Source organism: Xanthomonas floridensis (assembly GCF_001642575.1).
Classification (GTDB): domain Bacteria; phylum Pseudomonadota; class Gammaproteobacteria; order Xanthomonadales; family Xanthomonadaceae; genus Xanthomonas; species Xanthomonas floridensis.
Window position 1 is genome coordinate 64874 of sequence record NZ_LXNG01000013.1, and the last position, 15724, is coordinate 80597.

Consider the following 15724-nt stretch of genomic DNA (forward strand, 5'->3'; position numbering starts at 1 on the left):
GCAGTCGGCGCACATTCATGCCTCCATCATCATCTCCGTCCGCAAGGCGGCCGGCCGGACGGTCTTCACGGAGAATCACCATGTCTGCAGTTCAACCTTTCATTCGCACCAACATCGGCTCGACCCTACGCATCATCGAAGAACCGCAGCGTGACGTGTACTGGATCCACATGCATGCCGACCTGGCCATCAACCCGGGCCGTGCCTGCTTCTCGACCCGCCTGGTCGACGACATCACCGGCTACCAGACCAACCTTGGGCAGCGCCTGACCAGCGCCGGTGTGCTGGCGCCGCACGTAGTGCTGGCGTCCGACAGCGACGTCTTCAACCTGGGCGGCGATCTGGCGCTGTTTTGCCAACTCATTCGCGAAGGCGACCGCGCGCGCCTGCTGGACTACGCGCAGCGCTGCGTACGTGGCGTGCACGCCTTCCATGTCGGCCTTGGCGCACGCGCGCACAGCATCGCGCTGGTCCAGGGCAATGCGCTCGGCGGCGGTTTCGAAGCGGCCCTCAGCTGCCACACCATCATTGCCGAGGAAGGCGTGATGATGGGCCTGCCCGAAGTGTTGTTCGATCTGTTTCCCGGCATGGGCGCCTACTCCTTCATGTGCCAACGCGTCAGCGCGCAGCTGGCGCAGAAGATCATGCTTGAAGGCAATCTGTATTCGGCCGAGGAGTTGCTCGGCATGGGCCTGGTCGATCGCGTGGTGCCGCGCGGTCAGGGCGTGGCCGCGGTGGAACAGGTCATCCGCGAAAGCAAGCGCACGCCGCATGCCTGGGCCGCGATGCAGCAGGTGCGTGAAATGACCACCGCCGTGCCGCTGGAGGAGATGATGCGCATCACCGAGATATGGGTGGATACGGCGATGCAACTCGGCGAAAAATCGCTGCGTACCATGGACCGCCTGGTGCGCGCGCAGTCGCGTCGCTCAGGGCTCGACGCGGGCTGATGCGCCGGCGGTCTATTCGCTTCTACGGGGGGAGCACTCGTCGTCCTTGACGCCTTGCAGGCGTGCGCCGAGTGCATCCTTTCCCGCTTGCAGGTGCTCACGTAACGCGGACAGCCGCTGCCGCCACTCCGCCTGCAGCTGCCAGTCGGCCATGCGCATCAGCTCGCCACCGTGGGTGGCCACCTGCGCCAGCCCCAGGTTACTGGCCACGCCGCGCAGCGCGTGCGCGCTTTCGCGCAATTGTTCCCAGTCCGAACGCATGCCGTCGCGCTCGATCGCGTCCACGCAGTTATGCGCGTCGTCCAGGCATTGCCGGATGAACTGACGTTCGAACTCATCGCCCATGCCCAGCGCGGCAAGTTCGTCCAGCACGCTCACGTCGAGCACGCCTTCGAAACTGGCGGGGGCCTGCACGCCGGTGGCCGGCGTCGCCAGCGGACGGGTACTGACAGCCAGATCGGCCAGGGTGTCGAGCAGCTTGGTTGCCACCACCGGCTTGGCCAGGAACGCGCGCGCGCCGGCCTGTTCGCAACTGCGGATGGCCTCCGGCGTGACATCGGCGCTGAGCACCACCACCGGGGTGTAGCGCATGCCGCTGGCCTGCATCACCCGCAACTGCTTGAGCATGTCCAGGCCATTCATGCCCGGCATGTGCAGGTCGACGATCACCGCATCGAAATCCTCTTCGGCCATCGCATCCAGCACCTGCTCGGCACCGTTGACGCACAGCACCTTGTGTCCGGCCTTTTCCAGCAGGCGCTGCAACACCATGCGGTTGGCCTCATGGTCGTCGGCCACGAGCATGCGCATGCTGCGCACGCGGGCACGATGACGCAGGAACGGGTTGGAGAATGCAATGACGTTGGACGCTTCCAGCTCGTCGGGAGCGTCTGCCGGCTCGCCGGTCGACGCCCGCGCAGGCGTGGCCTTGACCGCCTCGCCAAGCGTCATCGGCAGTTCGAACCAGAAGATGCTGCCGCCAGGCCGGTTTTCCTTGAACCCGATAGTACCGCCCATGGCCTCGACCAGCCCCTTGGCGATCGTGGTGCCCAGGCCAGTGCCCTCGTAACGACGCGACAGACCGACATCGGCCTGCTCGAACGCTTCGAACAGCCGCGGACGCATGTCCATCGGCACGCCGATGCCGCTGTCTTCGACATCGAAACGCAGCCGCACCGTCTCATCGCCACTGCCGCCGATGCGCGTGACCCGCAGCAGCACGTGGCCATGTTCGGTGAACTTGACGGCATTGCCGAGCAGGTTGAGCAAGACCTGGCGCAGGTGGCCGGTGTCGCCCTTGAGCAGGTCCGGCACATCATCGGCCACCTGCGTGCCGTACTCCAGCCGGCGCCCCCTGGCCTGCGGCTGCAAGATCATGTTGACCGAGCCGATCATCTCGCGCAGCGAGAAGTCACGGCGATCGATACGGATCTTGCCGGCCTCGATCGCCGAAATATCCAGCACCTCTTCCACCAGCGACAGCAGGCTGCGCGCCGATGCCTGGATGGTGTTGAGGCACTCCTTCTGCTCGGCATCCAGGCGTGTGGTCGCCAGTACTTCGGTCATGCCCGACAGCCCGTTGAGCGGCGTGCGGAACTCATGGCTCATATTGGCCAGGAAGCGACTCTTGGCCTGGTTGGCATGCCGTGCCTCGCGCACTGCGCGGGTCATCGCACGCAACAGCGAATCGAAGTACAGGGGCACGGCGATCAGGCCCAGCAGCAAGCCCCAACTCAGATAGGGATTGGCTTTCCAGTAAGGCGAAATCAGGATGGCGCTGAGAAAACACAGGCTGCCCATCGCGGTCGCCGCCCGCAGATAGTTGCTGCCGTAGCGCAGGCCGTTGCCGATGGTCACCCACATGCACACCGCATACAGCGGCGAGGCCGGCTCGCCCTGGATGGCCATGATCGCGCCGGTGCAGGTGTAGTCGAGCAGCATGCCGATCAGCCGCCGGGTGTGCGAAACCTGCGGCCGCAACAGGATCGCCACCATCAAGCCCAGTGACACCACCAGCTCGCCGACCAGGATCAACCAAGTGGCCATCAAGGTGTCGCCATGGGTGTGCTGATAGCGCCAGCCCAGGTAGGAGATGAACAGCGTGGTGATGATGATGCGGATCAGGTTCTGCGCGTGTTCCGAATCCGCCCGCCCCGAAAGGCGCTGCTTGAGCCATGGCAATGGAGACTTCATAGACGCCTCAGACGCACGGCGGCGTCGATGGGGTTGGGATCCTTCCGTGCTGCAATTGCAGCGTCGATACCTGCTACAGGCGTCGCCCCGGCCATTGCCTGGTCGCGCTCGCGTAGCGTACGCAACAATGACATAGGAACCATGATCAACGCACCCAGGAGCGCGATCCCCAGACCTAGCTGGCCCTGCCAGTAATCGCTGTTCGCAAGCGTCGTGCCAAAGCTAAGCGTGGCCATCGACATCGCAGTATGCAGCGCCTCGCTGCCGAAACGCAGCCCGTTGCCGATCGTGATCCAGAGCAGCACCACGTACAGACAGGCCATCGGAGCGCCCATCCAGGTCATTGCCAGCCCGATCAAGCCATAGTCGGCGAGCATCCCCAGTGTGCGCCGTAGATGCGAGCGCTGCGGACTTGCCACGATCCAGCAAAAGATCAGCAGTGCCGTCGCCTGACCGATCGCGATCAGGCAGAACAGCTGCTGCAACCTGCGCCCGGAGATCTCCCACCGGGGCGCGCAGATCAGCGTGTAGGCCAGGATCAGCGCAACCAGCGTGATGCGTACCAGGGCCTGACCGTGCTCGCTGTCGGAACGACGGGCAAGTCGAGCACGTAGCTGGCCGAGCACCGCCCTCACCTCACACCCCGGGACGCGCCGATGCGGTGGAGAACTCGCCGCAGATCTGCTCCAGCTGCGCACGACCGCGCAACAGCGCATCCACGCAGCGCGGGTCGAACAGGCGGCCGCGCTGCGCATACAGATAGGCCAGTGCAGCGTCCATGGTCCACGCTTCCTTGTAGGGCCGCGGCGACAACAGGGCGTCGAACACATCCGCCACTGCAACGATGCGCGCCTCCAGCGGAATCGCCTCGCCAACCAGGCCGTCGGGATAGCCGGTACCGTCGTAGCGCTCGTGATGGCGCAGCGCGATCAGCGCGCCCACCTGGATGAAACGGTTCTGGCTGCCGCTGAGCAACTCGTAGCCGATGCGCGGATGGCGCTTCATGATGCTCATTTCGTCGTCGGTGAGCTTGCCCGGCTTGAGCAGCACCGAATCGGGAATGGCAATCTTGCCCATGTCGTGCAGCGGTGCGGCCATCTCGATGATGCGCACCTCTTCTTCAGACAGCCCTAGTTGCTCGGCGATCAGGCCGGCCACATGCGACATGCGCTCAAGGAACGCACTGGTGCCCGAATCGCGGTATTCGATGGCGCGTGCCAGCCGCGACAAGGTTTCGCGCTCGCGCTCCTCGACCTCGTTCATGCTGGCCAGCAGCCGCTGCTCCAGCGACAGCGCGCGTTGCTTGACGCTCTCGCTCTGCTGGCGCAGCTGCAACAGGTTGGCGCAGCGCGCGCGCAATTCGCGCGGGCGGATCGGCTTGACCAGGAAATCGATCACTCCGGCTTCCAGCGCGGCCTGCCGGATCGGCTCATCGCCGACGATGGTGATCAGGATGATCGGGATGTCGCGGTGGCTGGGCAGCCGGCGCAGGCGCCGCGCGAACTCCAGGCCATCCATGCCAGGCATGCGGTAGTCGAGCAGCAACAGGTCCACGCGCCCGGCCTCGCACCAGGCCAGCGCATCCAGCGGGTCGCCGAAGTCATAGACCTTCAGTTCCGGCGCGATGTCCTCGATGACATGGCGCAGCATCGTCCGCGCGGACATCTGGTCATCGACAATGACGATGTTCAATCCCAGATCCGCCTTTTCCGCCCAGCTTCCCCATGTATCCGCCGACACCACGCCGTGCGGACTCCCTGAAACATCCTGCATAGCCGTTGCTCCTCTATCTCGAGAACGGAAAAGCGATGACGTCGACCCCTGTGTCGACTCCCCCGGACGATACGCTGTCCGGGGCTCTGCCCTAGCATATGCAGTATCTGTGCCGTCGGCACGCGGTTCGCACAAAAAAGTCAGGCTTCCGGGCGCATGTAGGGAAACAGCAGGACGTCACGGATCGAGGTGCTACCGGTCAGCAGCATCACCAGGCGGTCGATGCCGATGCCCAGGCCGCCGGTCGGCGCCATGCCGTACTCCAGCGCACGGATGTAGTCGGCGTCGTAATGCATCGCTTCGTCGTCGCCACCGTCTTTGGCCTGCACCTGCGCCTGGAAGCGCGCGGCCTGGTCTTCGGGGTCGTTGAGCTCGGAGAAGCCGTTGGCCAGCTCCTTGCCATTGATGAATAGTTCGAAGCGATCGGTGTAGCCAGGCTCGGTATCGCTGGAACGCGCCAGCGGCGACACCTCGACCGGATGGTCGGTGATGAAGGTCGGCTGCACCAGGGTGTGTTCCACGGTGGCCTCGAAGATTTCCAGCAGCAGCTTGCCCCAGCCGTAGGACGGTTTGACCCGGATCTTGAGCCGCTCGCAATGGCGCAGCAGCGCCTCGCGATCGGTGCAATCGGCCGCGCTGATCTCCGGATTATGGTGACGAACGGCCTCATCCATGCGCCAGCGCCGGAAAGCCGGCGCCAGATCGATGGCGGCGCCGTCCCAGCTGACCTGCGTGGTGCCCAGCACCGACTGGGCGGTGTCGCGGATCACCTGCTCGGTCAGGTCCATGATCTCGTGGTACGTGGCGTAGGCCTCGTAGAGCTCGAGCATGGTGAACTCGGGGTTGTGCCGGGTCGACACGCCTTCGTTGCGGAAGTTGCGGTTGATCTCGTAGACGCGCTCCAACCCGCCGACCACCAGGCGCTTGAGATACAGCTCCGGTGCCACGCGCAGATACAGATCCAGATCCAGCGCGTTGTGGTGGGTGGTGAACGGCTTGGCGGTGGCGCCGCCGGGGATGTAATGCATCATCGGCGTCTCCACTTCCAGGAAGCGGCGCGCGTCCAGCCAGGCGCGCATGGCGCGGATGATCTTGGAGCGCTTGATGAAGACCTCGCGCGCCTCCGGCGTCACGATCAGGTCGACGTAGCGCTGGCGGTAGCGCTGCTCCACGTCCGACAGCCCGTGCCACTTGTCCGGCAACGGCCGCAGCGACTTGGTCAGCAGCCGCAGCGCAGTGGCCTTGACCGACAGCTCGCCGGTCTTGGTGCGGGTCAGCCCGCCCTCCACTGCCACGATGTCGCCCACGTCCCAGCCCTTGAACGCGGTATAGGCATCGCCGAGCACATTGCCCTGCAGGAACAGCTGCACGCGCCCGGACTCGTCCTGGATCTGCGCGAAGCTGGCCTTGCCCATCACCCGCTTGGCCATCAGCCGGCCGGCCATGCGCACCTGGCGCCCGCCGGCTTCCAGCGCATCGGCGGTCCAGGTGTCGGCATCGGCAAATTCGGCCTTCAGGTCGCCGGCGAAGTGCTCGCGGACGAAGTCATTCGGATACGCGATGCCCTGGCCGCGCAATGCGCCCAGTTTCGCGCGACGCTCGGCGATGAGGCTGTTCTCGTCGGCGGGGATCTGTAGCGCGGGGGTCTGCTCGGTCATGGCGGGAATCGGTCTGCAATAGGTCGGGCGGTGCCCGGTGGGGAGTGAGCAACCGGCAGCGCCGGCACTCTCTTTTACGTTGGAGGTGTGAAGAACGCACGCTGTCGCCGGATCGCCCGGGGCTGCGTGCATTGCCGCCGCTGCGATGCAGGCACCGCAGCGGTGCGCCAGGATGCCGTCTCCGCGACGGCTGCGTGGCGCGGCGGTCAGGCGTCCAGGCGTTTGGAGCCTGCTGCCAGACCGGCTTTCAGGCTGGCCTCGACGAATTCGTCCAAGTCGCCGTCCAGCACTTTCTGCGTGTCGCTGCGTTCGACGCCGGTGCGCAGATCCTTGATGCGGCTCTGGTCGAGCACGTAGTTGCGGATCTGGCTGCCCCAGCCGATGTCGGACTTGGTGGCTTCCAGCGCGTCGCGCTCGACGTTGCGCTTCTGCACTTCCAGCTCGTACAACTTGGCGGCCAGCATCTTCATCGCGTTGTCGCGGTTCTGGTGCTGGCTGCGACCGGTCTGGCAGGCCACCACCGTATTGGTCGGGATATGCGTAATACGCACCGCCGATTCGGTCTTGTTGACGTGCTGACCACCGGCGCCGGACGAGCGATACACGTCGGTGCGCAGGTCGGCCGGGTTGATGTCGATCTCGATGTTGTCATCCACTTCCGGCGACACGAACACCGAGGTGAAGCTGGTATGCCGGCGGTTGTCCGAGTCGAACGGCGACTTGCGCACCAGCCGGTGCACGCCGATCTCGGTCTTCAACCAGCCATAGGCGTACTCGCCCTCGATGCGCACCGTGGCCGACTTGATGCCCGCGACTTCGCCGCCGGAGACTTCCATCAGCTCGGTTTTCCAGCCGCGCGACTCGGCCCAGCGCAGGTACATGCGCAACAGGATTTCGGCCCAGTCCTGCGCCTCGGTACCACCGGCGCCGGCCTGGATGTCGACGAACGCATTGGCGCCGTCCATCTGCCCGGAGAACATGCGCTGGAATTCCAGCTTCTCCACATGCGCCTGGTACTTGTCCAGATCGGCGATCACCGCCACCGCGGTGTCTTCGTCCTGCTCGCTGTCGGCCAGCTCCAGCAGATCGCCGGCATCGGCCAGGCCGGCCAGCACATCGGCAATGCCGATGACGGTTTTCTCGAGCATCGACCGTTCACGCCCCAGGGCCTGGGCACGCTCGGCGTCGTTCCACACGTCCGGGCTCTCAAGCTCCCGGCTGACTTCCTCTAGACGCTCCTTCTTGGCGTCGTAGTCAAAGATACCCCCTGAGCGAGAGCACGCGATCGTTGAGATCGGTGATGCGCTGGCGGATCGGATTGGTTTCGATCATGACGAATTTCCGGCAAACAAGCTGGCTAGTTTAGCAAGCGGGCCGCATGCGCGGAACGCAGCAGTGGCCAGCGTGCGCGCCGCGGCCCGGCACCATCCCATTGACTCACCCGCGACGTCCAACCCTCATCCAACGCGCATCGGCTGCCTCGCTGAGAGAGGCCATGCCCGCCGCTTGGTGTCGCCAGCACAAACAACAGGACACGCCGCCGGCGCCTCACTCCCGTACGACTCCGGCTATGCCCGTCAGACAACGGCACCGCCACTCGCGGGCGCCTGCGTCAGACCGTCGCCACGTCCGGCCTGGGCGTGCCGGCCACCTGCCCGGCCCGCGCCCTTAGGCCGGCCAGATGGCTGCGACTGCAGGGCAGCACCGTGGCGTCGCGCAGGTGTACGCGCGCGTCGCCGGAATCGGCCGGTTCGATCGCCTGCACCTGGCCCAGATTGACCAGATAGCTGCGATGGATCCGTACGAAGACGGACGCATCCAGCCTGGCCTCGATCGCCGCCATGGTGCTGCGCAAGGGATAATCGTGACCGCGGACGCGCAGGTTGACGTAGTTGCCGGAGGCCTGGATCCATTCGATGTCGGCAGTGGCCACCAGGAAATCGCGGCCGAGCTTGCGCACCAGAAAGCGTTCCGGGCGATCCAGTGGCTCCACGGGCGGCCCCTCGTCCGGCGCGGCGAGCAAATGTGCCTCGCCCTGACGCCGCCGCGCATACCAGCCCAGCGCATGCTGCACCGCTACCAGCAGCGCAAAGGTGCGCAGGTCCTTGGATAGCTCGTACACCCACTGCAGCCAGCCGCCAAAATCGTAGTGCGCGCCAGCCAAGACGTAGACCAGCTTGCGCAACAGCACCATGCCGGCGACGTGCGCCAGCCACCACCCCAGGGCGGCGGCCAGGTACAGCGGCACACGTCGCAGCCAGGCATCGGCATGCAGCGGCCAGCGCGCGCACAGCCACACCACCACCGGCAGCAGCAACAGCGCGGCGGTGGCGCTGCTCAGCTCCCAGCACAGCACCTGCCACAGCACGATCGGCTGGCCGTCGCGGCGCGCGGCCAGGCAGGCGGTCCAGACGTTGCCCAGCGCACTCAGGTAAAACACCAGCGACCAGATCACGACGGCCCAGCGCGTGGCGGCACGTCCGGCCCCGTCCCGGGCGATTGGCGGGCGCGACCCGGTCGATTCCATTGCACACGTCCGCAGTTATCAGGTGCCGATCATAGAGGCCCGCGCAGCAAGGCGAAACCGCCACCCCGGCTGTCCCCATTCGTCCCTGGGTGGGCGCAACTGGTCACTGCGAGCGGTGGTTTCCACCCCTGGCCCCACCTGCGGCAAGGGCTGGCGGGCAGGATGCGTCCACTCCTCCAGCAACCGCCGACCATGACCGAGCGCCGCCACGATATCGATGCCCTGCGCGTCTTCGCCTTTGCCCTGCTGATCCTCTATCACGTGGGCATGGCCTACGTGGCCGGCTGGGACTTCCATTTAAAGAGTGCCTACACCACCGACTGGCTGCAGCCGCCGATGATTGCGCTCAACCGCTGGCGGATGCCGCTGCTGTTCATGATCTCCGGCATCGCGATCGGCCTGGCGCGTGCCGAACGTGCGCCCTGGCAGTTCGCCTGGCGGCGCTGTGGGCGCTTGCTGCCGCCGCTGCTGTTCGGCATGTTCGTGGTGGTGTCGGTGCAGGCTTACTGCCAGGGCGTGAGCAACGGCAAGGTGGTCCCCGGCTTTGGCAGCTTCCTGCTGCGCTACTGGCAGGTACAGCCGTGGCCGGCCGGCAGCTTCGATGGCTGGGAACATGGCATCACCTGGAACCACCTGTGGTACCTGGCCTATCTGCTGCCCTACACCTTGGTGTTGATGGCGATGATTGCACTGCGCCGCGCCTTGCCGGTCACCCTGCCGCAGCTGCCCGCCTCCATTGCGGCCCCTGCCCTGCTGCTGGTGCCGATCGTGTGGGAAGCCTTCTGTGTGCTGTGGGTGCTGCCACGTCATCCACCGAGCCATGCCCTGGTCGGCGACTGGTTCGTGCATGCCGAATCGTTCCCGCTGTTCGTGCTTGGGTATGTGCTGGCCCACACCAGCCGGTTCTGGACCTGGGTGGTGCAGTTGCGCTGGCCGACGCTGGTTGCCGCGCTGCTGGCGATCGCCACCGAGCTGAGCATTCGTCACCTGGGCCGTACCCTGGAGACGGCCCAGCTCAGCGCGATGCTGGCCAGCGTGCGCTGGGATGTGATCGAACGGCTGGCGCGCGCAGCCTATACCTGGCTGGCCTTGCTGGCGCTGCTGGGCTGGGCGCGGCATCGTCTGAACCGCCCGTTCGCCTGGCTGCCGTACTGCACCCAGGCAGTGTTTCCCTGGTACATCCTGCACCAGAGCCTGATCATCCTGGCGCTGTACTGGCTGGCACCGCTGCAGTTGGGCCCCTGGCTGGAGCCGGCGCTGGTCCTGCTTGCCACCGTGGCGGGTTGCCTGCTGTTGCACGAGTACCTGATCCGCCGCGTGCGCTGGTTGCGGCCGTTGTTCGGCATGCCGATGCGCGCGCCGGAGACCCGCATGCGCCAGACCACACCAGCGATGACGGTGTAATGGCGCGCGGTCCTGTCCTGCGTGGTCGTGCAGACACGTTGGCGTGCGCGACACCGCATGGCAGCGGCCTCGAGGCGATGGGGAACACGCATCGACGACCATGTGTAGGCGTGCGGCACCCGAATCGAGTGTCAGCACTGCCTGCATCCAGCCCGGCTGCAGGCGATCTGCTCCCACACGATGAATGGTGTTCACCGCCTGTCACCGGCCTGGCTGGACGCATGGCGGAGGGCACCGCAAGATGCCGGCCCGACCTGCGTTGAAGGAACCACAATGCGTCCCGCCCTGCTTGCTGCAGCACTGCTGCTCAGCCCCGCGTTCGTCCATGCCGCACCGGCCACCAGCGTCGACTTCACCCATGACGATTGGACCATCGCCTGCGACAACACCCGTACCTGCCGAGCCGCCGGGTATCAGCCGGACGAAGGCGAGCATTTGCCGGTGTCGGTGCTAATCACCCGCAAGGCCGGTGCCGGTGAGGCGGCCACTGCGGAGCTGATGCTGGGCCAGTATGACGAGGTCAAGCTGCCGGCGTCGCTCAGCCTGCAGATCGATCAGCGCAACCTGGGCAAGCTGGCGCTGGATGGGAACAGCGGCACCGCGTCGCTGAGCAGCACCCAGGTCGCCGCACTGCTGGCCGCCCTGCCGCGCAGCAGCACGATCGTCGCACTCGGCAACGATGGCCGCCGCTGGCAGCTGTCCGACAAGGGCGCGTCGGCGGTGCTGTTGAAGATGGATGAGTTCCAGGGTCGGCTCGGTACGCGCGGCGCGCTGGTGCGCAAGGGCGACCGCGACGAATCCGCTGTGCTGCCGCCATTGCCGGTGCCGCAGGTCCGCCAGGCCAGGCTCGTCGCAGCGCAGCCAGGCGATGCACGCCTGGGCACGTTGCCGGCGCTGTATCAGGCGCTGCGTGCCACGCTTCCTGCCGATGAGCAGTGCAAGGGACTCGACACCAGCGAAGCCTCCGAACCGCTGACCATCACCCGCCTGAGCAGCGACAAGCTGCTGGTCTCCACCGACTGCTGGATGGGCGCCTACAACGTCGGCACCGGCTTCTGGGTGGTCAACGCGCGTGCGCCGTTTGCACCGACGTTGATCACCACGCATGCCAGCGATCTGGATGGCTCCTCCATCCTGTCCTCGCAAAAGGGCCGCGGCCTGGGAGATTGCTACAGCGAGGAACGCTGGACCTGGGACGGCCGTCGCTTCGTGCAGACCTCCAAATCCACCTCGGGGCTGTGCCGGTTGGTCGCCGCCGGCGGCGCGTGGGAGCTGCCGACCCTGGTCACCGAGGTCAAGCAGTCGCCTTGATTGAAGCGAACACGCTGCATGCCTGCGCTGTCTTGCGCGAGGACCAATGGCGATGATCACACCCTCGCGCTTTTCGCGTTTGCTGCTGGGCCCTTGCCCGCCCACCGCCGCGGGATACGCTGCAAGTACGTCCTTGTAAGCTCCTTGGCGGCATCCATGCCGCCAAGGGTCCCGCGACGGTGAGCGGGCAAGGACCGGTCGAGATGGTCGGCGCGCAGGGCTTTCAATAAAGCAAGCACCGTTGTCCTCGTTCTCCAACAGCAACCAGCCAACTATCTAGGGGCGGTGCCCTCGCCGATTGCGGGACCGTTGGCGGCATGGATGCTGCCATCGAGCCTCCACGGACGGATTCACGGCGTGTGCCGTGAGCGGTGAGGGCATCGCATCCTCGGGCTTTTCGCATTTGCTGCTGGGCCCTTGCCCGCCCACCATCGCGGGACACGCTGCAAGGACGTCCTTGTAAGCTCCGTGGCGGCATCCATGCCGCCAAGGGTCCCGCGACGGTGAGGGGGCAAGGACCGGTCGAGATGGTCGGCGCGCAGGGCTTTCAATAAAGCAAGCACCGTTGTCCTCGTTCTCCAACACCAACCAGCCAACTATCTAGGGGCGGTGCCCTCGCCGATTGCGGGACCGTTGGCGGCATGGATGCCGCCACCGAGCCTCCACGGACGGATTCACGGCGTGTCCCGCGAGCGGTGAGGGCATCGCACCCTCGGGCTTTTCGCATTTGCTGCCGAGCCCTTGCCCGCCCACCATCGCGGGACACGCTGCAAGTACGTCCTTGTAAGCTCCGTGGCGGCATCCATGCCGCCAAGGGTCCCGCGACGGTGAGCGGGCAAGGACCGGTCGAGATGGTCGGCACGCAGGGCTTTCAATAAAGCAAGCAGCGTTGTCCTCGCTCTCCAACAGCAACCAGCCAACTATCTAGGGCGGTGCCCTCGCCGATTGCGGGACCGTTGGCGGCATGGATGCCGCCATCGAGCCTCCACGGACGGATTCACGGCGTGTCCCGCAAGCGGGTAGGGCATCGCACACCCGACGCTTCGCATTTGCTGCTGGCCCTTGCCCGCCTACCGCCGCGGGACACGCTGCAAGGACGTCCTTGTAAGCTCCGTGGCGGCATCCATGCCGCCAAGGGTCCCGCGACGGTGAGCGGGCAAGGGCCGGTCGAGGTGGTCGGCTTGTCAGGGCAAACGATACTGATTGCGGTGCCTGGATGACGACGCGCGCGAAGCCCTCAGATCAACCCGTGCCCGTTGCCGGCTCGCAATGCTCGACGATCAATTGCACTGCCGTGCCGCCGCGATAGTCATCACTGACCAGCCGATAGGCCAGCCGCACCATGCGCGCCGGCTCGCTGCCGTGCCAGCCGTTGAAATGGATGGCATTGAGCGGCTCGGCACGGCCGGCGCAGCGCAGCGTCAGCTTGAGGTGACGCTCCTTGAGCACGCGGTATTGCAGCACTTCGAACTGCCCGTCGAACAACGGCTCCGGAAAGCCCTGCCCCCACGGACCGGCCACACGCAGCGCTTCGGCATGCACGTGATCGAGTTCGTGCGCGGCCAGTTCGCCATCGCTATGCAGTTCGGCATGCAACAGCGAGGCATCCACCATCGTCTGTACCTGCGATCGAAACGCCTGCTCGAAGGTCGGCAACGCGGCAAGTTCGATGCTCAGCCCGGCGGCCATCGCATGGCCGCCGAACTTCTGGATGACGCCGGGATGCCGGGCATCCACCGCTGCCAGCACATCGCGGATATGCAGGCCCGGAATCGAGCGCGCCGAACCGCGCAACTGGCTGCTGCCCGGCTCGGCCGGGGCCAACGCGATCACCGGGCGATGCAGCCGGTCCTTCAATTTGGAGGCGACCAGACCGATCACCCCGGGATGCCAGTCGGGATCGAACAGGCAGGCGGCGATCGGCAAGGCGCCGTCGGCGTCCAGCACCACCTTGGTCACCGCCTGCTCGGCATCGTCGGTCATCAACTGCTGCACCGCGCGGCGTTCGGCGTTGATTTCTTCCAGGGTGCCTGCGATCTCGCGTGCGCGGTTCCAGTCTTCGCTGAGCAGTAGTTCAATGCCCAGCGCCATGTCTTCGAGACGGCCAGCCGCATTCAAGCGTGGGCCGAGCGCGAACCCGATATCGCTGGCGCTCAATCGCGCCACGTCGCGGCCACTGGCGTCGATCAAGGCGCGCAGGCCGATGCAGCCGCGCCCCTCGCGCAGCCGACGCAGGCCGGCCGATACCAGCGCACGATTATTGGTATCCAGCGGCACCAGATCGGCCACCGTGCCCACCGCCACCAGATCCAGCAAGACCGACAGATCCGGCTCGCTGCGGCCGGCAAACGCGCCACGCCCACGCAGCACACTGCGCAAGGCCAGCAGCACGTAAAAGATCACGCCCACGCCGGCCAGGGATTTGCTGGGGAAATCGTCAACCGCCAGGTTCGGATCCACGATCGCATCGGCCGGCGGTAGCACCTCGCCCGGCAGATGATGGTCGGTGACCAACACCGTCCAGCCGCGCGCCTTGGCCGCAGCCACGCCGGCATGGCAGGCGATGCCGTGATCGACGGTGACCAATACATCCGGCTGCAACACAGCCAGCTCATCCACCAGCGCCGGCGACAGGCCGTAGCCATGCACCATGCGATTGGGCACGGCGTGATGCACGTCCAGCGCGCCAAGCATGCGCAGGCCGCGCACGCCCACGGCGCAGGCGGTAGCGCCATCGCAATCGAAATCGCCCACCACCAGGATGCGTCGTTGCTGGGCGATGGCATCGGCCAACAGGTTGGCGGCCACGTCGCTGTTATGCAGCAGCTCCGGCGAGAGCAACTGCCCCAGTCGCGGCTGCGCGCCTTGCGCGTCGATCACGCCGCGTGCGGCATAGATGCGGCGCAACAGCGGCAACATGGCATCGGGCCAACTTCCGGCCTGCCCCGCAGGGCGCCGGACAATCCGTGGACTGCCCGTCATTGCGCCAGCTGCAACCGCGGCGACCGCCAGAACCGCCAGCGCTGCGTGCGTGCCAGCGACAGCGTTTCGCCGTCCTGGAAATCCAGCACCAGCCGATCCAGCTCGCCGCGGGTCATCGCCGCCAGCAGCGGTGCCACTGCGTCGTCGCCGAATTGCTGCAACGAGCGCAGATGGCGCAGGTCCACCAGCGCATCCACGCGCTGCTCCCCCTGCGCATCGGCACCGGCTGCCAGGGCCAGCGCACGCAGCAGCGACTCGCGGCTGCGCACCTGGCGATGCGGCGATGTCACTGCCTGCGGCAACACGCCGCCGCCCCAAAACCACAGCGAGTTGATCGCCGGTTTGCCGCTGGCCACGCGCCCCTCATTCCAGGGATGTTGGTGCAGCACCACCTGCGCCTCGGTCAGCAGCGCGCGCCAGCGCCGGCCAAGATCGCCGGCCGGCAGATGGTCGAACAGGTCATCGCCGATCGCCACATCCGGCGGCACGAAGTCGGGCAGCTTGGCATCGGGCGAGAGCCGCAGATACCAGCGCGACGGCGTGGGGGCATCGAGCAGGAATCCGGCGTCGCCGAACATCGGCTTGAGGATCGGCAGCAGCATTGCCAGATCTTCGGCGGTGGCGCCGAGCGCCTCGCCATAGCCCATCAGCCGCGCGCCCTGCATGTCCGGCACCACATAGGCCGGGTCGGCGCGCACCCAGGTGGCGCCAGCGGCATCGCCAGCGTCCAGCTGCCGCGTCAACGCGGCCACCGGCCAGTGCGACGGGGTCAGGGTGAAGTGGCGCTGCAGCTGCGCCACCTCGCCTGCCTCGGCGGCGTGCTGGTCGGCGCGCGCCAGCGCACGCGTCACCACCGCATTGTCCAGGGCTCCGGGCAGGCGGCGTTTTTCCGGCAGCAGCAGCGTTGCGGTGGTCATCGCTCAGGC

The 15724-nt window shown here is 66.3% G+C and carries 10 protein-coding genes and 1 pseudogene; 3 read left to right on the top strand and 8 right to left on the bottom strand.

From position 1 onward, the window contains the following. Positions 1-80 precede the first annotated feature (80 nt). Entirely contained in the window at positions 81-950 is an 870-nt protein-coding gene (gene rpfF, locus A7D17_RS09035; RefSeq protein ID WP_064508761.1) for a diffusible signal factor synthase RpfF, read from the top strand. Between the two features lie 12 nt (positions 951-962). Here the strand turns inward: rpfF and rpfC are convergent, their stop codons facing one another. The 6 genes and pseudogenes from rpfC to A7D17_RS09065 all read right to left on the bottom strand — a co-directional run bounded on the left by rpfC (position 963) and on the right by A7D17_RS09065 (position 9101). Beyond that, on the bottom strand, positions 963-3143 hold the full coding sequence (gene rpfC / locus A7D17_RS09040) for a sensor histidine kinase RpfC (RefSeq protein WP_064508762.1): 2181 nt from the start codon (positions 3141-3143) through the stop codon (positions 963-965). A gap of 7 nt (positions 3144-3150) precedes the next feature. Then, positions 3151-3769, bottom strand: a pseudogene (locus tag A7D17_RS09045) (RpfH protein). Between the two features lie 10 nt (positions 3770-3779). After that, a complete protein-coding gene (rpfG, locus tag A7D17_RS09050; protein ID WP_064508763.1) occupies positions 3780-4916 on the bottom strand; it encodes a cyclic di-GMP phosphodiesterase response regulator RpfG in 1137 nt (378 codons plus the stop codon). 140 nt (positions 4917-5056) lie between these two features. Then, positions 5057-6574 carry a lysine--tRNA ligase gene (gene lysS / locus A7D17_RS09055; RefSeq protein WP_064508764.1) on the bottom strand — a complete coding sequence of 506 codons (1518 nt, stop codon included), beginning with the start codon at positions 6572-6574 and terminating at the stop codon, positions 5057-5059. A gap of 206 nt (positions 6575-6780) precedes the next feature. Next, positions 6781-7906, bottom strand: a protein-coding gene (gene prfB, locus A7D17_RS09060) for a peptide chain release factor 2 (RefSeq protein ID WP_153041919.1) whose coding sequence is annotated in 2 segments (ribosomal slippage) — positions 6781-7830 and positions 7832-7906 — 1125 coding nt in all. Because the reading frame shifts where the segments join, the coding sequence is not laid out codon by codon here. 280 nt (positions 7907-8186) lie between these two features. Further along, a complete protein-coding gene (locus tag A7D17_RS09065) occupies positions 8187-9101 on the bottom strand; it encodes a LytTR family DNA-binding domain-containing protein (RefSeq protein ID WP_064508765.1) in 915 nt (304 codons plus the stop codon). A 192-nt stretch (positions 9102-9293) separates the two neighbouring features. Here A7D17_RS09065 and A7D17_RS09070 point away from each other — a divergent pair, with 192 nt between their 5' ends. Continuing rightward, positions 9294-10505, top strand: a complete 1212-nt coding sequence (locus A7D17_RS09070) for an acyltransferase family protein (protein ID WP_064508766.1) — start codon at positions 9294-9296, stop codon at positions 10503-10505. A 273-nt stretch (positions 10506-10778) separates the two neighbouring features. Continuing rightward, positions 10779-11816: a DUF1176 domain-containing protein gene (locus tag A7D17_RS09075; RefSeq protein WP_064508767.1), complete on the top strand. Its 1038-nt coding sequence runs from the start codon at positions 10779-10781 to the stop codon at positions 11814-11816. A 1242-nt stretch (positions 11817-13058) separates the two neighbouring features. Here A7D17_RS09075 and recJ read toward each other — a convergent pair. Continuing rightward, positions 13059-14798, bottom strand: a complete 1740-nt coding sequence (gene recJ / locus A7D17_RS09080; RefSeq protein WP_064508768.1) for a single-stranded-DNA-specific exonuclease RecJ — start codon at positions 14796-14798, stop codon at positions 13059-13061. Next, the gene (locus tag A7D17_RS09085) at positions 14795-15715 is read right to left on the bottom strand and encodes a hypothetical protein (protein ID WP_064508769.1); all 921 of its coding nucleotides are present in this window, start codon (positions 15713-15715) and stop codon (positions 14795-14797) included. The genes recJ and A7D17_RS09085 overlap by 4 nt, the downstream gene beginning before the upstream one ends. Between the last annotated feature and the right edge of the window lie 9 nt (positions 15716-15724).